This is a genomic window from Streptomyces sindenensis (assembly GCF_014649035.1).
GTDB lineage: Bacteria > Actinomycetota > Actinomycetes > Streptomycetales > Streptomycetaceae > Streptomyces > Streptomyces sindenensis.
On sequence record NZ_BMSG01000042.1, the window covers coordinates 1 to 19,527 of the forward strand.

At 72.3% G+C, this 19,527-nt stretch carries 21 protein-coding genes; 12 read left to right on the plus strand and 9 right to left on the minus strand.

Annotation, left to right across the window (positions count from 1 at the left end):
• The 3 genes from IE145_RS30055 to IE145_RS30065 form a co-directional block, all read right to left on the minus strand.
• A partial coding sequence (locus tag IE145_RS30055) for a contact-dependent growth inhibition system immunity protein (protein ID WP_189528584.1) occupies positions 1-582 on the minus strand: 582 nt, incomplete at its 3' end.
• 88 nt (positions 583-670) lie between these two features.
• Complete coding sequence (locus tag IE145_RS30060) at positions 671-1,228, minus strand: hypothetical protein (protein WP_189528585.1); 558 nt, start codon at positions 1,226-1,228, stop codon at positions 671-673.
• Between the two features lie 146 nt (positions 1,229-1,374).
• Entirely contained in the window at positions 1,375-1,893 is a 519-nt protein-coding gene (locus IE145_RS30065) for an RNase A-like domain-containing protein (protein WP_189528586.1), read from the minus strand.
• A gap of 265 nt (positions 1,894-2,158) precedes the next feature.
• Between IE145_RS30065 and IE145_RS30070 the strand changes: the two genes are divergently transcribed.
• A complete protein-coding gene (locus IE145_RS30070; protein WP_189528587.1) occupies positions 2,159-2,680 on the plus strand; it encodes an EF-hand domain-containing protein in 522 nt (173 codons plus the stop codon).
• Between the two features lie 49 nt (positions 2,681-2,729).
• Here IE145_RS30070 and IE145_RS30075 read toward each other — a convergent pair whose 3' ends face one another.
• The gene (locus tag IE145_RS30075; RefSeq protein WP_189528588.1) at positions 2,730-4,301 is read right to left on the minus strand and encodes a class I adenylate-forming enzyme family protein; all 1,572 of its coding nucleotides are present in this window, start codon (positions 4,299-4,301) and stop codon (positions 2,730-2,732) included.
• A gap of 175 nt (positions 4,302-4,476) precedes the next feature.
• Here IE145_RS30075 and IE145_RS30080 point away from each other — a divergent pair, with 175 nt between their 5' ends.
• The 4 genes from IE145_RS30080 to IE145_RS30095 all read left to right on the plus strand — a co-directional run bounded on the left by IE145_RS30080 (position 4,477) and on the right by IE145_RS30095 (position 8,866).
• Entirely contained in the window at positions 4,477-5,676 is a 1,200-nt protein-coding gene (locus IE145_RS30080; protein ID WP_189528589.1) for an amidohydrolase family protein, read from the plus strand.
• 10 nt (positions 5,677-5,686) lie between these two features.
• Entirely contained in the window at positions 5,687-6,844 is a 1,158-nt protein-coding gene (locus tag IE145_RS30085) for an acyl-CoA dehydrogenase family protein (RefSeq protein ID WP_189528590.1), read from the plus strand.
• 7 nt (positions 6,845-6,851) lie between these two features.
• Complete coding sequence (locus IE145_RS30090; protein ID WP_189528591.1) at positions 6,852-7,955, plus strand: acyl-CoA dehydrogenase family protein; 1,104 nt, start codon at positions 6,852-6,854, stop codon at positions 7,953-7,955.
• Positions 7,956-8,362: 407 nt separating this feature from the next.
• The gene (locus tag IE145_RS30095) at positions 8,363-8,866 is read left to right on the plus strand and encodes an ATP-binding protein (protein ID WP_189528592.1); all 504 of its coding nucleotides are present in this window, start codon (positions 8,363-8,365) and stop codon (positions 8,864-8,866) included.
• A 23-nt stretch (positions 8,867-8,889) separates the two neighbouring features.
• Here IE145_RS30095 and IE145_RS30100 read toward each other — a convergent pair whose 3' ends face one another.
• Positions 8,890-9,816, minus strand: a complete 927-nt coding sequence (locus IE145_RS30100) for a cyclase family protein (RefSeq protein ID WP_189528593.1) — start codon at positions 9,814-9,816, stop codon at positions 8,890-8,892.
• A gap of 84 nt (positions 9,817-9,900) precedes the next feature.
• Here IE145_RS30100 and IE145_RS30105 point away from each other — a divergent pair, with 84 nt between their 5' ends.
• The 4 genes from IE145_RS30105 to IE145_RS30120 all read left to right on the plus strand — a co-directional run bounded on the left by IE145_RS30105 (position 9,901) and on the right by IE145_RS30120 (position 13,874).
• Positions 9,901-10,878: an SDR family oxidoreductase gene (locus IE145_RS30105; protein WP_189528594.1), complete on the plus strand. Its 978-nt coding sequence runs from the start codon at positions 9,901-9,903 to the stop codon at positions 10,876-10,878.
• An 84-nt stretch (positions 10,879-10,962) separates the two neighbouring features.
• On the plus strand, positions 10,963-12,087 hold the full coding sequence (locus tag IE145_RS30110) for an acyl-CoA dehydrogenase family protein (RefSeq protein WP_189528595.1): 1,125 nt from the start codon (positions 10,963-10,965) through the stop codon (positions 12,085-12,087).
• On the plus strand, positions 12,084-13,133 hold the full coding sequence (locus IE145_RS30115) for a Zn-dependent alcohol dehydrogenase (protein ID WP_189528596.1): 1,050 nt from the start codon (positions 12,084-12,086) through the stop codon (positions 13,131-13,133). The genes IE145_RS30110 and IE145_RS30115 overlap by 4 nt, the downstream gene beginning before the upstream one ends.
• 87 nt (positions 13,134-13,220) lie before the next feature.
• On the plus strand, positions 13,221-13,874 hold the full coding sequence (locus IE145_RS30120) for a TetR/AcrR family transcriptional regulator (protein WP_189528597.1): 654 nt from the start codon (positions 13,221-13,223) through the stop codon (positions 13,872-13,874).
• A 98-nt stretch (positions 13,875-13,972) separates the two neighbouring features.
• On the opposite strand, the gene IE145_RS30125 is transcribed toward IE145_RS30120, so the two are convergent.
• On the minus strand, positions 13,973-14,959 hold the full coding sequence (locus tag IE145_RS30125) for a GlxA family transcriptional regulator (RefSeq protein ID WP_189528598.1): 987 nt from the start codon (positions 14,957-14,959) through the stop codon (positions 13,973-13,975).
• A 69-nt stretch (positions 14,960-15,028) separates the two neighbouring features.
• Between IE145_RS30125 and IE145_RS30130 the strand changes: the two genes are divergently transcribed.
• Positions 15,029-15,514: a ribosomal maturation YjgA family protein gene (locus tag IE145_RS30130; protein ID WP_189528599.1), complete on the plus strand. Its 486-nt coding sequence runs from the start codon at positions 15,029-15,031 to the stop codon at positions 15,512-15,514.
• Positions 15,515-15,529: 15 nt separating this feature from the next.
• Here the strand turns inward: IE145_RS30130 and IE145_RS30135 are convergent, their stop codons facing one another.
• Positions 15,530-15,913, minus strand: coding sequence for a hypothetical protein (locus IE145_RS30135; RefSeq protein ID WP_189528600.1), 384 nt, complete (start codon positions 15,911-15,913; stop codon positions 15,530-15,532).
• 189 nt (positions 15,914-16,102) lie between these two features.
• On the opposite strand from IE145_RS30135, the gene IE145_RS30140 reads away from it, so the two are divergent.
• Positions 16,103-17,425, plus strand: a complete 1,323-nt coding sequence (locus IE145_RS30140) for an MFS transporter (RefSeq protein ID WP_189528601.1) — start codon at positions 16,103-16,105, stop codon at positions 17,423-17,425.
• Between the two features lie 55 nt (positions 17,426-17,480).
• On the opposite strand, the gene IE145_RS30145 is transcribed toward IE145_RS30140, so the two are convergent.
• Both IE145_RS30145 and IE145_RS30150 read right to left on the minus strand, forming a co-directional pair.
• The gene (locus IE145_RS30145) at positions 17,481-18,092 is read right to left on the minus strand and encodes a flavin reductase family protein (protein WP_189528637.1); all 612 of its coding nucleotides are present in this window, start codon (positions 18,090-18,092) and stop codon (positions 17,481-17,483) included.
• Positions 18,093-18,249: 157 nt separating this feature from the next.
• Positions 18,250-18,873 carry a CGNR zinc finger domain-containing protein gene (locus IE145_RS30150; RefSeq protein WP_189528602.1) on the minus strand — a complete coding sequence of 208 codons (624 nt, stop codon included), beginning with the start codon at positions 18,871-18,873 and terminating at the stop codon, positions 18,250-18,252.
• A 172-nt stretch (positions 18,874-19,045) separates the two neighbouring features.
• On the opposite strand from IE145_RS30150, the gene IE145_RS30155 reads away from it, so the two are divergent.
• Positions 19,046-19,501: a VOC family protein gene (locus IE145_RS30155; RefSeq protein ID WP_189528603.1), complete on the plus strand. Its 456-nt coding sequence runs from the start codon at positions 19,046-19,048 to the stop codon at positions 19,499-19,501.
• Positions 19,502-19,527: the final 26 nt, after the last annotated feature.

Here is a 19,527-nt window from a genome sequence, read left to right on the forward strand (position 1 = left end):
GGCCTCGTCCGTTGCGCTCCACGGCCCATCACCCGATCGGTGGCCAACTCGAAGAAGCTCATTGATCTCGCCGATCAACCGCGCGGTCAGGTGAGGGTCGGCCCCCGCTTGGTAGTCGCGGATCGCAGCGTCGTGGTCCGAGAATTCGTCGGGCATGTCCTGCGAGAACCAACCGCCGAGGAACTGCCCCAGCTCTCCGAAGCGGGCGTGCCACTCCCAGTGGGTCTGCGGCGTGGCCGGGGGCGGTACCTCTCCGGACTCGATGCTGTGCTTGATGTGATCGGCCATCTCGGACAGCCAGCTCTGGGTCCGGGACTCGGGGAGCCCGAGGTCGGGCACCGCGTAGAACTCACCGAGCCGCAGCCGGAGGCGGCCGGGTGGGTTCCGTGCGTACTCGCGCAGTTGCTGTTCGGCAACGGAGAGAGCCCATGGCCTGGTGTGCCAGGTGTGCCGGAGGTAGGCCTGGAGGGCGGGCGGCATGGTGTCCGTCTCCCGGCTCTCGGCGTCCTGTCCGGCGAAGGCAGCGACAACGACGTCGAGTTCGCCGTACCGACGGTCGAACTCCAGCGGCTTCATGGACACTGCGGCACCTTCACAGGTAGATCGGGTAAGTGGCGTGGGCGGTCTCTTTGTCGGGATAGGTGGCGGAACGGGTACGCACGAATAATCCTCAATCGATGGTGAAGCCCCAGAAGGCGCCGACTTCGGTGGCTGAGAGAGCGATGACACCGCAATCCATGACGTGCTCGGTGAATCCTTCGTACGCCCCTTCCCGGCTGAACATGTCGGCGTGTGGCTTATTCCGTGCCGACACCGCATTGGTGAAGAACAGCGAATCTTCTCCGAACCGGTCCAGAACCTTGCGCGCGTGAGAGGTCAATTCTGCCTCTCGGGCGGAAAAATTCGGGATCCCGTTCGTCTGGAACCACTCCGCCTGGAGGGTGACCATGATCTGCTCGGCTCCCCTTCGGGACACCGGGCACACGCCGTTGAAATAGATCGGCGTGACGGTGCCAAAAGGACCGTTCGGGCCCGGGGGGTACGGGGCGCCGCCCGGAGCGGACACCAGCCATGGCCAACCGCGTGGATCCGCCGTCGCCAGCCGCATGACGTCGAGGGCGTCGCATCGCCAGTCGTCGTGTCGGCGCGCGCCCACGGCCGCGAACATCCCTTCCCCGAAGAGGGCGCGCAGGGAAAGGGTCCACGAGGCCTCGTCGATCCGCGTCATGTTCCGTACCTCGGTCTCCACACGTGCGCACTACGGGGGCGTTCGTCGTCTGGAGGGGAGAGCGCGACGAGTTGGGCCCAGGGTTTGCCCGCGAGCCAATGGTCGAACTTCCTCTGGCTGGACGGTTCGTCCAGAGCCGTCTGAGTTTATCGCTGCGCGTCCGCGAGGGTGGTGAACGTCGAGACGGCTTCGGGGTGAATGCCGGAAGGCCGGACGATCTGCTGATCCCTCAGACGCTGTTCCAGCTGCTCATCTGCCTTACCCACGTGCTTGTCCACCACATGGGCCCCGACCGTACCTTCCTGATTCGCGAGATCGAGCGGGTATTTGTGGTTGCTTTCTCGGTCGGCGCGCGGGCGCCGAAGGACTCCGCGCGTGCCGAATCCGCCCGGAACGTGGGGGCGCTGTTGTATGCCCCGTCCAGGGCTCCGTGGAGTTTGCTGAGCTCGTTGACCTGACGGCGCACGTGGTTGTTGTACGCCTCGACCGCCGAGCTCACGGATGCGCACGGCTTCCTTGGCCGCCGCGCGGTGCTTCTTCCGGTAGGCCTTCGCTGCGGGGCCCTGCCGGCGGGCCTCGATGGCGTCGACGACCGCGTCCATCCGCTGGACCTGTCTGTCCAGGTATCGCTGCATGTGGTCGAGGTCGTCGGCAAGCTTCGTCAAGTTCCTGTTGCTCACCCGCAGCCCGGGTTCCGTCGACACGCCCGCCCCCATGCTCAGTCACCGCTCAACTGATCAAACATGCTCAACTTGCGCACTTTAACAAAGGGGAATAGCCATTAGCTGGGGGGTTTACTTGTCATGAGGGGTGCGTTCTCGTCACTCTCCTGCGGTTCCCGCCGCTCAGTCCACACGCCGATGCGAGGTTGTCACACAGGAACAGCTTCGCGGTGACACGTGAGCCCCTCCGGCGACGTACGCTCCCCGCATGGACAGCGCAGAGTACGAGCGAAAGATCGCGCACCGCTTCGCCGCCTTCGACCAGGACGGCAACGGCTACATCGATCGCGCCGATTTCAATGCCGCAGCCGCCCGTCTGCTCACCGAGTTCGGGACGACGGCCCGCTGCGACAAGGGGCAGGCCCTCTACACCGGGGCCGAGGCCTTCTGGCAGGGCATGGCGGGGATCGCCGATGTGGACGGGGACCAGCGGGTCACCCGTGAGGAGTTCGTGGGCGGGGCGGTGAAGCGGCTGCGGGACAGTCCCGAGCGGTTCGCCGAGATCGCCCGGCCGTTCCTGCGGGCGGTCATCGCGGTCGCGGACGGTGGGAACGACGGCAGAGCGTCGGTGGCGAACGTGGAGCGGGCGCTCCGGGTCCTCGGGGCCAGCGCCGAGATCGCGGGGGTCGCCGCCCAGAGCCTGGACACCGACCGGGACGGGAAGGTCGCGGAGAGCGATGTGGTGTCGGCGCTCGCCGTGTACTTCACGGTGATCGAGCCCGACGCGTAGCCGCTCCCGGCGTTACGGGGACGGCGCACCCGCCCCCGTAACGCCTCCCTCAGCCGCCGAACCGTTCCCGCAGCCTGTACTTGAGCACCTTGCGCAGCGTCTCGTTGCGGGGCAGGGCGTCCACCAGCTCCACCTGCTCGGGGAGCTTGTGGCGGGCGAGCCCCGCGCCGAGCAGATGGGCGGAGAGCTCGGCCGACGTCAACGGCGGGGCGCCCGGAGGCTGTTCGATCACCGCGCAGACCCGTTCGCCGCGCTCCGGATCGGGCAGGCCGATCACCGCCGCGTCGGCCACCCCCGGGTGGGTGTGGAGCAGGTCCTCGATCTCCTTGGCGGAGATGTTCTCGCCCTTGCGGATGATGATGTCCTTCAGCCGCCCGGTGAGCGTGAGGTGTCCGCTCTCCCGGAGGAGGCCCACGTCCCCGGTGATCAGGAACCCCTCGGCGTCGAAGGCCCCGGCGGAAGCGGCGGTGTCCAGATAGCCCCGGCAGACCGCCTCCCCGCGCAGCCGTACCTCGCCCTCCACGCCGTACGGCAGCGGCTTGCCGTGCTCGTCGGTGATCCGGATGTCCATGCCCGCGGGAGGCCGGCCCTCCGTCGTGGCGAGGTTCTCCGCCGTGTCGTCCGGGGCGCCCATGGTGATCATCGGGACCTCGGTCATGCCGTAGCCGTGGGTGAGCTGGACCCCCATCTCCCGCACCACCGCGTGGTAGACCTCCGGCGGCTTCGGCGCCCCGCCGCCCGCGAGGAGGCGGAGGGACGGGATCAGCGGGTGGTCCGGGTCCTTGCGCTGCTCGGCCAGGAACATCGTGTAGAACGCCGTCGAGCCACCCGCCACGGTCACCCCGTGGCGCCGGTACTCCGCCAGCGCGTCCGGCAGCGCGAACTGCTCGAACATCACCGCCGGGAACCCGTACAGCAGCAGCATCACCGTGTAGTCGGGCCCGGCGACATGGGCGTACGGGAACGCCATCGAGCCCACGTCGTCCGCCTCCGGCCGCAGCGCGTGGGCGAGGCAGGAGCCGCCCGCGATCAGGGAGCGGTCGGTGTGCAGGACGCCCTTGGGGTCGGACGTGGTGCCCGAGGTCCAGTAGATCCAGCGGACCTCCTCGCCGGAGGCCGGCTCCGGCGGGGGCGGCAGGAGCGCCGGGTCGCCGTCGGGGAGGACGTCGTACGCCTCGAAGACGCGCGGCGGGTCCGGGAGTCCGGCGGCGATCCGCTCGGCCATCGCGGTGTGGTCGAAGCCCCGCCAGGTGCCCGGCACGGCGAAGAACGCCGCCCCCGACTCCCTGAGCGCGAACCGCACTTCGCGGTCCCGGTAGAACGGGATGACGGGAGACTGCACCGCCCCGAGCCGGGTCAGGGCGAAGGAGAGCAGGGCCGTCTCCAGCCGGGTCGGCAGCTGCCAGGCGACGACGGTCCCCGCCCGCACGCCCATCCCGTACAGCCCGGCGGCCACCCGCTCCGCGCGGTCCCGCAGTTCGCCGAAGGTCAGGGTCCTCTCCTCCTGGAGCAGGACCGGGCGGTCGGGGGTGAGGGCGGCGCGGGCCCCGATCAGCTCCCAGAAGGTGCGGGAGGCGCCCAGGGTGCGGGCGAGCGCGGTCACGTCGTTCACGGCGGTCACGGGGATCCCTCCGAACTGACGGCCGGTCAGATATTGCGCAGAGCGTAGGGCTCCGCGCCTTGTCGGTCCAGAGGTGCGGGGCTAGCCTGAAGGCCGCGATCTGATCTGACGGGCCATCAGAAAGCATCTCGCGGGCGGTCGGTCCGCCGGGTGCGCGGAGGGGACGGCACACACCATGACGGACACGGAACTGCCTCGGATCGTCAGCGTCGACGACCATGTGATCGAGCCCGCGCACCTCTTCTCCACCTGGCTCCCCGCGAAGTACCGCGAGCGCGGACCCCAGCCGCTCACGGAGGGCATCGGGGAGCTGGCGTACACGGGCGGGAAGTACGTCATCACGATGGACCCGGACGGGCCGCCCGCCGACTGGTGGATCTACGAGGACCTGAGGTTCCCGTACAAGCGGAACATCGCCGCCGTCGGCTTCGACCGCGACGACATGACCCTGGAGGGCATCACCCGGGCGGAGATGCGCCCCGGCTGCTGGGACCCTGCCGAACGCCTCAAGGACATGGATCTCAACCACGTCGAGGCGTCCCTCTGCTTCCCGACCTTCCCGCGATTCTGCGGGCAGACCTTCGCCGAGGGGCACGACAAGGAGGTCGCCCTGGCCTGTGTGCGCGCCTACAACGACTGGATGGTCGAGGAGTGGTGCGGGGACAGCGGCGGCCGGCTGATCCCGCTCTGCATCATCCCGCTCTGGGACATCGGCCTCGCGGTCGCCGAGATCAAGCGGAACGCGGCGAGGGGTGTCCGCGCGGTCACCTTCTCCGAGCTCCCCACCCACCTCGGGCTCCCGTCCATCCACACCGGCCACTGGGACCCGTTCTTCGCCGCATGCCAGGAGACCGGCACCGTCGTCAACATGCACATCGGGTCCAGCTCGCAGATGCCCGCCGCGTCCCCCGACGCCCCGCCCGCCGTGCAGGCCTCGCTCTCCTTCAACAACGCGATGGCCTCGATGATGGACTTCCTCTTCAGCGGGGTGCTGGTGAGGTTCCCGACGCTGAAACTGGCGTACAGCGAGGGGCAGATGGGGTGGATCCCGTACGCCCTGGAGCGCGCCGACGACGTGTGGGAGGAGCACCGGGCGTGGGGCGGGGTGCGCGATCTGATCCCCGAGCCGCCCTCCACGTACTACTACCGGCAGATGTTCTGCTGCTTCTTCCGCGACAAGCACGGGATCGCGTCGCTGGACGTCGTCGGCCGCGACAACGCCACCTTCGAGACCGACTACCCGCACGTGGACTCGACCTTCCCGCACACCAAGGAGGTCGCCCTCGACCACGTCAAGGGACTGGACGCGGAGACCGTCCACAAACTGATGCGCGGAAACGCGATCCGGATGCTCGGCCTGGACCTGGACAAGTAGGCGGCGGGCCGTGGATCTCGCGTACACGGAGGCCGAGGAGGAGTTCCGGGGCCGGTTGCGGGAGTGGCTGGCCGCCGTCCTCCCCGGCCTGACCGCCAAGCCTCCGCCCGACGACTGGCCCGCGCGCCGGGCGTACGACACCACCTGGCAGCGGATGCTGTACGACGCCGGGTACGCGGGTCTGCACTGGCCGGTGGACGCGGGCGGGCAGGGGGCCACCCCGACCCAGCACCTGATCTTCCTGGAGGAGACGGAGAGGGCGGGAGCCCCCTACGTCGGGGCGAACTTCGTCGGCCTGCTGCACGCGGGGCCCACGATCGCCGCCGAGGGCACGGCCGGACAGCGGGCCCGCTGGCTGCCCCCGGTGCTGCGCGGCGAGGAGATCTGGTGCCAGGGGTTCAGCGAGCCGGACGCGGGCTCCGACCTGGCGGCCCTGCGGACGCGGGCGGTGCGCGACGGGGACGACTACGTGGTCACCGGCCAGAAGATCTGGACCTCCCACGCCGAGGTCGCCGACTGGTGCGAACTGCTGGTGCGGACCGACCCGGACGCGCCGAAGCACCGCGGGATCAGCTGGCTCGCCATGCCGATGGACGCCCCCGGGATCACGGTCCGGCCGCTGCGGACGCTCGCCGGGTCCACCGAGTTCGCCGAGGTCTTCCTCGACGAGGTCCGGGTGCCGGCCTCCTGCCGGGTCGGGGCGGAGAACGACGGCTGGCGCGTCACCATGGTCACCCTCTCCTTCGAACGCGGCACCGCCTTCGTCGGCGAGGTCGTCGCCTGCCGCCGCACCCTGGAGGCGCTCGCCGACGAGGCCCGGCGGACGGGCCGATGGGACGACCCGGTCCTGCGGCGGAGGCTGGGCCGCCTGAACGCGCAATTCCGGGCCCTGTGGCGGCTCACGCAGGCGAACGTCAGCGAGTCGCAGCGCACGGGCGGGGTCCCCGGCGTCGGCGGCTCGGTCTTCAAGCTGCGCTACTCCGGGCTCCGCCAGGAGCTGTGCGAGGCGGCGGCGGAGGTGCTGGGCGCGGCGGACGCCTTCGACCTGGACCGGGACGAGGTCCTGGACCGGCTGTCCTCCCTCTCGTACACCATCGCCGCCGGCACCTCGCAGATCCAGCGCGACATCGTCGCCGAGCGCATCCTCGGCCTGCCGAAGGGGCGCTGAGGCCACCGTGGACTTCCAGCTCTCGGACGACCAGCGGGCCCTGCGGTCCGGTATGCGCGACCTGCTCGGCGCGGTCTTCGGCCCCGGCCGGCTGCGGGCGGCGGTGGAGCGGGACGGGGTCCTGGACCGGTCGCTGTGGCGGGAGCTGGGGGCGGCCGGGTTCTTCGCGCTGCGGCTGCCGGAGGACGCGGGCGGGGTGGGCCTCGGGCTGCCCGAGGCCGTGCTGCTCTTCGAGGAGACGGGCCGGGCGCTGCTGCCGGGCCCGCTGGTCGCCACGCACCTGGCGGCGGGCCGGGTGGAGGGGGCCGCCGAGGGCGAGGCGGTGGTGACGGCCGTGGACGCGGACCTGCCGGTGGCGCACCTGGCGGAGGCGGACGCGGTGCTGGTGGGGGCCGAGCCGCTCGCGGGGGAGCCGCTGACCGGGGAGGCGCTGCGCGCCTTCGTGGCCGCCGCCCGGCCCGTACGGTCGATGGACCCGCTCACCCCGCTGCACCGCGCTCCGGCGGGTACGGCAGCGGCGGCGGGGCGCGTGTCGGCGGCGGAGGGGTCCCGGGCGGCTTCGGAGCGCACGCGGGCGGATACGCGACGTGCCCCGGCCGCGACGGAGCGCACTCCGGCGCACGCCGGGCGGTTCCACTGCGAGGCCACGCTGCTCACCGCCGCCGAGCAGCTCGGCAGCGCCGTCCGGACCACCGAGGCGGCCGTTCAACACGCCGGGAGCCGCCAGCAGTTCGGATCGCCCATCGGATCGTTCCAGGCGGTCAAACATCTCTGCGCCGACATGCTCGCCCGCACCGAACCGGCCCGCGCCGCCGTGTACGCGGCAGCCGTGACCGGCGACCCGGTGGAGATCGCGGCGGCGAAACTCCTTGCCGACGAGGCGGCCGTCCGCAACGCCCGCGACTGCCTCCAGATCCACGGCGGGATGGGCTTCACCTGGGAGGCAGATGTTCACCTCCACCTGAAACGGGCCTGGATCCGGGCCGCCTCCTGGCTCTCCGGGGCCGGTGCCGAGGAGCTGCTGGCCGCCGATCTGGGGGCGGCGGGGCGGCTTCGGCGCAGCTCGACGGCGTACGGACGGCGGGCCCCGGAAGCAGGGGGCGGAGGGTGACGCAGCGCATCCGCCCGGTGGCGATACCGGGTTGTGTCCTTTGCGTGATTCGTCACCGGGTGGAGTCGGGGCCCGGCTCGGGTACGCTCCGTGGGATGCGAGTGGTTCTGGAACCGGGTGATCCGGGGGCGGCCTGTGCGGCGGCTCCGGTCCGGAGCGAGGGCTCTCGCCGGAGATGTGCCGGGCCTGCCCGAAGAGCGTTTCTCGCAGTCTCTGCGCGCTCCTGTTCGACTCTCCGCAGCGTGCGTCGCACAGTATGCACCACGCGTACTCCTTCGCGCTGGAATATGCCCGAAGCGCTTGTTGCGGTGACTGTACGTCAACCATGCTGTCGCGTAAGGGAATCACGTTCCGTGACCCTGAGGAGGCGCGAGGCGATGTGTCCGCCGGTTCGGATGGTGTGAGCGGTGCAGGTGCTTCAGGTTCAGCTGGAGGTCGGTCCGGATCCCGCAGAGGTCGGGCGGGCCCGTAGGTGGGCGCGGTCGCGTCTGGTCGGTTCCGGGATAGGGGATGACGAGCCGCTCGCCGAGACGCTCATCCTGTTGATCTCGGAGCTGGTCACCAACGCCGTCGTCCACACCGGGTGCCCCGCCGTGCTGCGGATGCTCTTCGGCGGGGGCGGGGCCTCCGGCGCGGCCGGGACCGTCCGGGTCGAGGTCGCCGACGCCAGCGACTGCCCGCCGATCCAGCGGCATGCCGCGGGCGAGGACACGGGCGGCCGGGGCCTGGAGCTGGTGGACGGGCTCGCCGACCGCTGGGGCTGGCTGCCGGAGGGCGCGGGCAAGCAGATCTGGTGCGAGGTCGACCGGAGTGGTCCGGTGCGGGCCGCGGCGCTGCCCACGGTGGTCGTCCAGGGCGGCGGCGAGGTGTGCGAACCGCCTTCGTGCGTCTTCACCGACAACCTGGCCTGAGACCCACCTGACCCGGGACCGCTCTACAGAACCGCCACCGGGGCGACCGGCGACCCGGTGGCCCCGGCGAACGGCTCCGGCGCGGCGGTGAGCAGGAAGGCGTACCGGCCCTCCTCCGCGCAGGCTGTGGACAGCGCCTCCAGGTTCCAGTTCTGGCCCTGGAGCAGGCCCATTTCGACCAGGTGCAGCGCGTGCACGGGCAGCCACAGGTCCGCGATCTCCGGCGGGAAGATCTCGAAGGTCAGGGTGTCGTTGGCGACGGCCGCGGCGTCCCGGGCGTGGAACCACTCGGGGGTGCGCACGGAGAGCCCCGGCGACGGGTGGCCGTACGCGTCCCGGTCCCCGTCCAGCGCGAGGCGCATCTGCCCCGTCCGTACGAGCACGATGTCCCCGGCCCGTACGCGTACGCCCCCGAACTCCTCCGCCGCCGCCAGGTCCTCCGGTGTGACGGCGTGATCGCCCGGCAGCCGGTCCACGCCCCGGGCGCGGGCGACGTCCAGGAGCACCCCGCGCGAGACGAGGTGCGCCACGGCGGCGATGGACGAGAACCGCGCTCCGGCGTGCGCCGTGATGGTGTCGGCGGGGCGGCCGTTGTAGATCCTCCCGCTGTGCGAGACATGGGGCAGGGCGTCCCAGTGGGTGGCTGCCTGGAGGCCCATCGTGACGGTGTCGTCGCTGGTGGCGATCGTGCCGGGGCCGAAGATCTCCTGGTTGATCTGGACCATGGTGTGCAGCGGATTGACCCGGCCCGGGATGAGCCCGCTCTGTACGCCGTCCTGTCGGAGCGGCAGTGCGAGCGGTATCCGGCGGCCGGTGCGGACGGTCGCCACCGCCTCCCGTACGACGGCGTCGGTGACCAGGTTGAGCGTCCCGAGTTCGTCCGCCTCGCCCCAGCGCCCCCAGTTGTTGACGCGCTCGGCGATCTCGTGGAACTCGGCCGGCAGGGACATGGGGACCTCCTGGGTCTTGTGCCGGAGTATCTGACTGCCCGTAAAATCTAACGGTCCGTCAGAAACAGCGGGAAGGGGCCGGGCGTGGGGAACTTCTTGGCAGGCAGAGTGGTCGCCGTGACGGGGGCCGGCCGGGGGATCGGACGGGCGGTCGCGCTCGCCGCGGCGGCGGAGGGGGCACGGGTCGTCGTCAACGACTACGGCGTCTCGGTCGAGGGCTCCGAACCCACCAGCGAGGTCGCCCGGTCCGTCGTCAAGGAGATCGAGGCGGCGGGCGGCACGGCGGTGGCGGTCGGGGACGACATCTCCACGATGGCGGGCGGGCAGCGGATCGTGGACACGGCGCTGGCGGAGTACGGCCGGCTCGACGGGGTGGTCTGCGTGGCCGGGATCCTGCGCGAGCGGATGCTGTTCAACATGTCGGAGCAGGAGTGGGACCCGGTCCTCGCGACGCACTTGAAGGGCACCTTCACCGTCTTCCGCGCCGCGTCGGCGGTGATGCGGAAGCAGGAGGGCGGGGGCACGCTGATCGGCTTCACCAGCGGTAACCACCAGGGCAGCGTCTCCCAGGCCAACTACAGCGCGGCGAAGGGCGGGATCATCTCGCTGGTCCGCAGCGCGGCGCTGGGCCTGCACCGGTACGGGGTCACGGCGAACGCGGTCGCGCCCGTCGCCCGGACCCGGATGTCGGCCGGGGTCCCGGTGGAGCTGAAGGAGATCGGGGAGCCGGAGGACGTGGCGGCGCTGGTCGTCTACCTGCTGAGCGAGCGGGCGCGGGCGGAGGGAATCACCGGCCAGGTGTACACGATCGCGGGCCCGAAGATCGCGGTCTGGGCCCAGCCGAGGGAGTTGCGGGCGGGGTACGCGGAGGGGGCGCCCTGGACCCCGGAACGGATCGCGGACTTCCTGCCGGGGACGGTGGGGGTGGACCCGATGCCGATGCTGGAGCGGGTGGCGGAGATGGCGGCGGCGGCGAAGTCGGGCGACCGCCCGAACACATCCAGCCCCTCCGACGGGCCCGCGCGGGACGACCGGGGCAATCCCAGCCCCTCCGGCGGTTGAGGAGCGGGGGCCTGGAGCCCCCCGGGGCGCTGCCCCGGACTCCGGGCCTCCATCGCCGGACGGGCTTGATTTCTGGAGGAACCCATGGACTTTCGTACCGAGGTGCGTACGTGGCTGGCGGACCACCTCGCCGACACCCCCGCCCCCGAGCCCCGCGCCTGGGAACGCGAATTGGGCGGAGCGGGCTGGATCGGCATCGGCTGGCCCGGCGAGGACGGCGAGACCTACGGCAACCGCCGCGCCACCCTTCCCGAACAGGTCGTCTGGGCCGAGGAGTACGCCCGCTCGACCGCCCCCGCCCGGATGGGCCACATCGGGGAGAACCTCCTCGCCCCGACCCTCATCACCTACGGCACCGAGGAGCAGAAGCGCCGCCATCTGCCCCCCGTCGCCCGGGGCGAGAGCCTCTGGTGCCAGGGGTACAGCGAACCGGGCGCGGGCTCCGACCTCGCCGGGATACGGACCACGGCCACCCCGGACGGCACCGGCGGCTATGCCGTGACCGGGCAGAAGATCTGGACCTCGCTCGCCCTCGACGCCGACCACTGCTTCGTCCTCGCCCGCACCGACCCCGGCTCCACCCGCCACCACGGGCTGTCGTTCCTGCTGCTGGACATGGACCAGCCGGGCCGGATCGAGGTGCGGCCGATCCGCCAGCTGACCGGGACCAGCGAGTTCAACGAGGTGTTCTTCGACGGGGCCCGGGCGACGGAGAACGTCGGCGGGGAGGGCAACGGCTGGCGGGTCGCCATGGGGCTGCTCGCCCGGGAGCGCGGGGTGTCCACCCTCGCCCAGCAGATCGGGTTCGCCGAGGAGCTGGGCCGGGTCGTCGCCGCCGCCGTGGCGAGCGGGGCCGCCGAGGACCCGGTCATCAGGGCCCGGCTCGTCCGCCAGTGGGCCGAGCTGGACACCATGCGCCGCCACGCCCTGCGCACCCTCGGCGCCACCGGCGACCCCGGCGCGCCCAGCGTGGCGAAGCTGCTGTGGGGCGGCTGGCACCAGCGGCTGGGGGAGCTGGCGGTGGAGGTCTCGGGCGAGGCGGGGGCGGTCGGCCCCGAGCCGTGGACGGCGGAGCGCGGTTACGAACTCGACGCCGCCCAGCACCTGTTCCTCTTCAGCCGGGCCGACACCATCTACGGCGGCTCCGACGAGATCCAGCGGAACATCATCGCCGAGCGGGTGCTCGGCCTACCGAGGGAGCCGAGATGAGAGGCGTCGTCTTCGACGGCACACGGACCGAGGTCGTCGACGACCTGGAGATACGCGGCCCGGGCCCCGGCGAGGTGCTGGTGGCGATCGCCGCCGCCGGGCTCTGTCACAGCGATCTGTCGGTGATCGACGGCACGATCCCCTTCCCCGCCCCCGTCGTGCTCGGCCACGAGGGCGCGGGCGTGGTGGAGGCGGTCGGGCCCGGTGTCGTCCACGTACGGCCCGGTGACCATGTCGCGCTGTCCACGCTCGCCAACTGCGGGGCCTGCGCCCAGTGCGACCGGGGCCGGCCGACCATGTGCCGCAAGGCGATCGGGAGGCCCGGACGGCCGTTCTCGCGGGGCGGCGAGCCGGTGTTCCAGTTCGCTTCCAACTCCGCCTTCGCCGAACGTACGGTCGTGCGCGCCGTCCAGGCCGTGAAGATCCCGGCCGATCTGCCCCTCACCTCGGCCGCCCTGATCGGCTGCGGCGTGCTGACCGGCGTCGGGGCCGTCCTGAACCGGGCGAAGGTGGGCCTCGGCGACAGCGTTGTGGTCCTCGGCACCGGCGGCATCGGCCTCAACGTGCTCCAGGGGGCCCGGCTGGCCGGTGCGCGCACCGTCGTCGCCGTCGACAGCAACCCGGCGAAGGAGGCGGTGGCCCGGCAGTTCGGCGCCACGCACTTCCTGGCCTCGGCCGAGGGGGTGCGCGACATCCTGCCCGACGGGGCCGACCACGCTTTCGAGTGCGTCGGCCGCACCGAGCTGATCCGCCAGGCGATCGACCTCCTGGACCGCCACGGGCAGGCGGTCCTGCTCGGCGTCCCGGCGGCGAGCGCCGAGGCGTCGTTCCTGGTCTCGTCGATGTACCTGGACAAGTCGATCCTGGGCTGCCGCTACGGGTCCTCGCGGCCGCAGCGCGACATCGCCCTGTACGCGGACCTCTACCGGGAGGGCCGGCTGCTGCTGGACGAGCTGGTGACGGAGACGTACCCGGTGGAGGACTTCGCCAAGGCGGCCGACGACGCGCACCACGGGCGGGTGGCCCGGGGGGTGCTGGTGTTCTGAGCCGACGGGTCCGCCGGGGCTCCCTGATACCTTCCAACGAAACTTTCAGTGGGTAGCAGGCAAGCGAGCCGGGGAAGGTGGCCGTCCATGGCCGGGTCGGACGCGAGGACTCCGCGCGAGCGCTATCGCGCCCAGGTGCGCGCCGAGATCAAGCAGCACGCCTGGGAGCAGATCGCCACGGCCGGGGCCTCCGCGCTCTCCCTCAACGCGATCGCCAAGCGGATGGGTGTCAGCGGGCCCGCGCTCTACCGCTACTTCGCCGGCCGTGACGAGCTGATCACCGAGCTCGTCGGGGACGCGTACCGCAGTCTCGCCGACGCCGTCCACGCGGCGGCCGTCACCGGCGCCGACCCGGCCGCCCTCGCGCACGTCCTGCGCGACTGGGCCCTGGCGGACCCCCACCGGTACTTCCTCGTCTACGGCACCCCCGTCCCGGGCTACCACGCGCCCGACGAGATCACCGGCATCTCGCGGGAGATCATGGCCGACCTGCTGACCGCCTGGGCGGCCGTCGAGCCGGACCCGCCCGCCTCGCCGTTCGCCGCCCACCTGGCGGACCACCGCGCCTGGGCCGGGGACCACCCGGCCCCGCCCGGGGTGCTGCGGCGTGCCCTCGCGTTCTGGACCCGGCTGCACGGGGTGCTGTCCCTGGAGCTGGCGGGCCACTTCACGGGCATGGGCTTCGACCCGGCCCTGCTGTTCCGGGCCGAGCTGGACGACCTGGTGGGGCGCACGGGCTGAGGCTCCCGGGCCGTGGCTCGTGGGCGGGGGCTCGCGGGCCGGGGCTCCTGGGCGGGGCTCGTGGGCGGGGGCTCGTGGGCCGGGGCTCGTGGGCGGGCCTAGACGTCCGCCGACGACCGGAACGTACGCCGGTAGGCCGTCGGCGGCACGCCCAGGGCCGCCTGGAGGTGCTGGCGCAGCGAGGTGGCCGTGCCGAAGCCCGCGTCCCGGGCGACCTGGTCGATGGACAGGTCCGTCGACTCCAGCAACTGGCGGGCCCGCTCCACCCGCTGCTGGGTGAGCCACTGGCCGGGGCTGATCCCGACCTCCTCGCGGAAGCGGCGCGTGAACGTCCGTACGCTCATGGCCTCCTGCTCCGCCATGTCCCGCAGCAGGATCGGCCGCTCCAGCCGGGCCAGTGCCCAGGCCCGGGCGGCCGTCGTGGTCGCGAACTGCGGTTCGGGGAGCGGGCGGTGGATGTACTGGGCCTGCCCGCCGTCCCGGTGCGGGGGCACCACCGTGCGGCGGGCGATCTCGTTCGCGACGGCCGCCCCGTGATCGCGCCGCACCAGGTGCAGGCAGAGGTCGATCCCGGCCGCGACCCCGGCGGAGGTCAGGACGTCGCCGTCGTCGATGAACAGGACGTCCGGGTCGACCCGGACCTGCGGGAAGACGCGCTGAAAGTGGTCGGCGGACGACCAGTGCGTGGTGGCGGGGCGGCCGTCGAGGTATCCGGCCGCCGCCAGCACGTAACTGCCGGTGCAGATGGAGACCATCCGGGTGCCGGGCCGGACCAGGGCCAGCGCGGCGGCCAGCTCCTCGGTGAGCCTGCCCTCCTCGAAGACCGGGCCCAGCTCGTAGGAGGCGGGGACGACCACGGTGTCGGCGGTGGCGAGCGCCTCCGGGCCGTGCTCCACGAGGACGGCGAAGTCCGCGTCGGTCCTGACCGGGCCGGGCGGGCGGATCGAGCAGGTCACCACGTCGTACAGTTTCCGGGCCGTGCCGTCCGCCTCCGTGCCGATGCTGCGGCCGAAGATCCGCTGCGGGATGCCCAGTTCGAACGGGAGCAGCCCGTCGAGGGCCAGGACGACGACGCGGTGCGGCATGACGGCCTCCTCGGAGACGAGCGGCGGCGGTATTGGTATAGACCAATGGTGGTACAGAGTAGCGACGTGATGAAGAAGCCGACAGAGCCCGCGTCCATTCCCGACGCGGACCGTGACACCCGCACGCCCCCGCGCTCGGACCCGTCCCCGAACCGGCCGCGGCGCACTCGCGATCGCACGGCTCGCACGGCTCGCACGGTCGCGGCGGTGGCGGCCGCCGGCACCGTCGCCGCGGGCCTCGCCGTACGCGCAGTGGCGGACGGGGCCTTCGCCAAGTACGCCGGCAGCGCGCTCTACACGGTCCTGCTCTGCGCACTCGTCGCCTTCTGCGCGCCCCGCGCCCGCCCTGTCGTGGTGGCCCTCACGGCGCTGGGTCTGAGCTGGACGGTGGAGTTCGCGCAGCTCACCGGCGTACCGGCGGAGCTGTCGGCACACAGCGCGGCGGCCCGGCTGGTCCTCGGTTCGACCTTCAACGCGCCGGATCTGTTCTGGTACGCGGTGGGGGCGGCCGGTGCGTGGGCGGTGCTCCGTGCGGCGGCCCGGGCCCGGGGCTGACGGCGGCCCGGGTCCTCACTTCTTGCCGCGGGCCCGTTCCTCGCTCGCCTGCATCTCCAGTATCGCGAAGACATGGGCGCTGGTGCGCCGCCGTGAGGTGCCGCTGACGACGAGCGCCGCGCCCGCCACGGCCGTGGGGACGGACAGGGCCAGGATGCCGACGAGTGCGGGCCAGTCGCGCTCCCCGGCGCACAGGGAAGGGCTGGTGTGCGAACGGCCGTACGCGAGCGGGGACTCGCACTCCAGGTCGCGGCCGGGGGAGGACGCGACGGTGTACGGAGCCAGCAGCAGGTAGCCGAGCCAGAGCAGCAGCCCGGCTGCCACGGCGGACAGACCCACTCCCCAGGCCACGCGGGCCCCGGCTCGGCGGTCGAACTCCTGGCGGACGGCCCAGTGCATGTCGCTCCTCGTGTCGTGTCGTGCCGTGCCGGGATCCGGCGGGCGACCTCTCTCGTTCAGGCGGCGATCGTACGCAGTGCCCGCGTCCGCGCCCGCCCGCTCCGGACCCTGCCGTCGTGGCCCGATCCCTGCGAACCATGTCCTTCAGGCCACTCGTAGGGAAAGCCCCAGGCCAAGAAGCTGGTCCACGTGACCGAGACCATCGAAAGCGCAGCCCGGGACGACCGCCGTCCGCCCCGCGAGGAGCCCCGCCGGCCCCGTCCCCGCGTACACCGGGCGTGGCTCGTCGCCGCCGTCACCTTCGTGACGATCATCGGCGGCGCGGCCTTCAACTCCCTGCCCGGCCTGCTCATCGACCCGCTCCACACCGAGTTCGGCTGGTCGCGCGGTGAGATCGGGCTCGCGGTCTCCATCGACATGGCGCTGTACGGGCTGACCGCGCCGTTCGCCGCCGCGCTCATGGACCGCTTCGGCATCCGGCGGGTCGTGGCGGTCGCGCTCACCATGGTGGCGGCCGGGGCGATCGCCAGTGTCTGGATGACCGCCTCCTGGCAACTGATGATCTACTGGGGCCTGTTGGTCGGCCTCGGCACCGGGTCCATGGCGATGGCGTTCGCCGCGACCGTCACCAACCGCTGGTTCGTCGCCCGCCGGGGCCTGGTCACCGGCATCCTCACCGCCGCCGGGGCCTCCGGGCAGCTCGTCTTCCTCCCGCTCTGCGCCTGGATCGTCGACGAACACGGCTGGCGGCCCGCCTCGGTCACCGTCGGCCTGGCGTCCCTCGTCGTCGTCCCGTTCGTCTGGCTCCTGATGCGCGACCATCCGGCCGATGTGGGACTCGCCCCGTACGGCGGTGCGTACGTGGCGAAGCCCGGGCCCGCCCGGGGTGCCGCGCGCCGAGCGGTGCGCGTGCTCGTCGACGCGGCCCGCACCGGCCCGTTCTGGCTGCTCGCGGGCGCCTTCGCGATCTGCGGGGCCTCCACCAACGGCCTGATCCGCACCCACTTCGTGCCCTCCGCCCACGACCACCACATGCCCATCACCGTGGCGGCCTCGCTGCTCGCCGTGATCGGGGTCTTCGACGTCATCGGCACGATCTTCTCCGGCTGGCTCACCGACCGCTTCGACGCCCGCAGGCTCCTCGCCGTCTACTACGCGCTGCGCGGGATCGCGCTGCTGTTCCTGCCGATGCTCATGGCCCCCGACGTGCGCCCGCCGATGGTCTTCTTCATCGTGTTCTACGGTCTCGACTGGGTCGCCACCGTCCCGCCGACCCTCGCGCTCTGCCGTGAGCAGTACGGCGACGACAGCGCGATCGTCTTCGGCTGGGTGCTGGCCTCGCACCAGGTGGGCGCGGCGGTGGTCGCGTTCCTCGGCGGCGTCGCGCGGGATGTGTTCGGCAGCTACGACGTGGTCTGGTACGCGGCGGGGGCGCTGTGTGCGATGGCGGCGCTGATGTCGCTGGTGGTCCGCCGCGTTCCGGCGCCGAAGGAGTCCCCCGCCGGCCGCTGAACGGCCGAGGCCCCGCTGTCGGCCGCCGTGGGCCGTGCACCGCCGGAGCCCCGGCTCAGCGACTGAGCCGGCCGAAGGCCCCCCGGTGGAACAGCAGCGGATCGCCCTCCCTTGCCGCGCCCAGCGCCTCGACCCGGCCCACCACGATGAGGTGGTCGCCGCCGGTGTGGACGGCGTGGATACGGCAGTCGATCCAGGCGGGTACGGAGTCGAGCAGCGGTGAACCGGTCGCCGGGGCGTCCTCGTAGGCCACGCCCGCGAACTTGTCCGCCCCGCTCACCGCGAACTTGCGGCACAGCGCGCCCTGTTCGGCCCCCAGGATGTTCACGCAGAACGCCCCGGCGCGGGCGATGCGCGGCCAGGTCGTCGACGTACGGGCGACCATGAAGGACACCAGCGGCGGGTCCAGCGAGAGCGAGGCGAAGGACTGGCAGGCGAAGCCCGTCGGGCCGTCCGTGTCGCGGGCGGTGACCACGGTGACGCCGCTGGCGAAGTGGCCCAGCACGCGCCGGAATTCGGCCGGCTCGACCGGCGGGCGCTCGTCGTCCCGGACGGCCCTCAGGTCCGGGCGGGGCAGCGCCTCCGGCGGTGTCTCCTGCGGTGTCCGCGGTGCGGCTGTCGTTGCGGCGCCGACGGACCTGAGGTATCGGACGGCGGTGGCGGCCATGCCTGCGTGTCCCATCACGCCGCCCATTAGAACTGACGATGCGTCAGATGTGAACCCGCGTGCGGGCCGGGCCGAGCCGGGCCGGGCCGAACCGGAGCAGGCTGGGCCGGAACCGGAGTGGGCCGGGCCGGAACCGGACCGGTCCGAGCCCCGGGTCCTATGTCCCGGTGCGCCGGGCGTAGTGGCGCTGCGCCTTCGCGCGGTTGCCGCACCCCGCCATGGAGCACCAGCGGCGCGTGCCGTTCTTGGACGTGTCGTGGAAGTGCAGGACGCAGGCGTCGTTCGCGCAGTGGCGGATGCGGTCGGGGCGGTCCGCGACGAGCCGTAGCCAGTTCTCCGCCGCGTACCAGGCGGGCAGCCAGGACGGCTCGTCGACCTCCACCACCGACTCCGGCAGCCCGCCGGGGCCCAGTGTGCAACGGATCCGGCCGTGGGCGAGGACCTCGTTCAGCCGGGCGCTGTCCTCCGGGGTGGCCGGATTGCGGTGTACGGCCGTGGCGGCGAGGGCGTCGAGCGCGGCGCGGGCGGTGAGCAGCCGGTCCAGCGTCGCGCGGTCGGCGGTGAGGGGGGCTTCGGGGGAGAGGGCGGCGGAGGAGGTGAGGGAGGTGCCGAGGGTGAGGTGCTCGCGTACCGGAGGGCTGTCGAGCCAGATGGCCAGGCCCGACACGGTATCCAGCAGGTCGTGCCGCCCGCCCCCGTCGATCCAGCGGGTGTTGAGCAGGTCGATGGCGAGCGGTTCGCCGGTCAGCGGCCGGGGGTCGGGCCCGGGAGGCTGCGTCACGGTCGGGCTCCTTCCGTCGTGGGGGAGGGGCGGGGCGGGGGCGGGGTGACCCATCGATGATAACCGGCCAAATCAAGATCACCGGTTTGCGCTGGTCGTTTCTAACCGGCAAAATGAATGACAACGGTTACGAGATGACCTCGTGGCCCCGACCTAAGGCACGGGATCGACCATGAGCAAGGCCAGGAACCTCCGGACCGGCCACGTCGGCCTCAACGTCACCGACCTCGACCGCTCGACCGCGTTCTACCGGGAGGTCTTCGCCTTCGACGTGCTGGCCGAGGGCAAGGACGCCGACCGCCGCTGGATCTTCCTCGGACGCGACTCCCGGCTCCTGGTGACCCTGTGGCAGCAGAGCGAAGGGGCGTTCGCCACGGCCCTCCCCGGCCTCCACCACCTCTCGTTCGAGGTGGACACGGTGGACGAGGTCCGAGCCGCCGAGGAGGCCCTGCGGGGGCTGGGAGCGGAGTTCTCCTACGAGGGCGTCGTCCCGCACGGCGAGAGCGGCACCTCGGGCGGCATCTTCTTCGCCGACCCCGACGGCATCCGCCTGGAGATCTACGCGCCCACCGGGGCCGACCCGGCGGACGCCCCGACCGCCGGTGCTCCCACCTGCGGATTCTTCTAGGCGTCGGCGGCTCGGTGCGAAAGGGC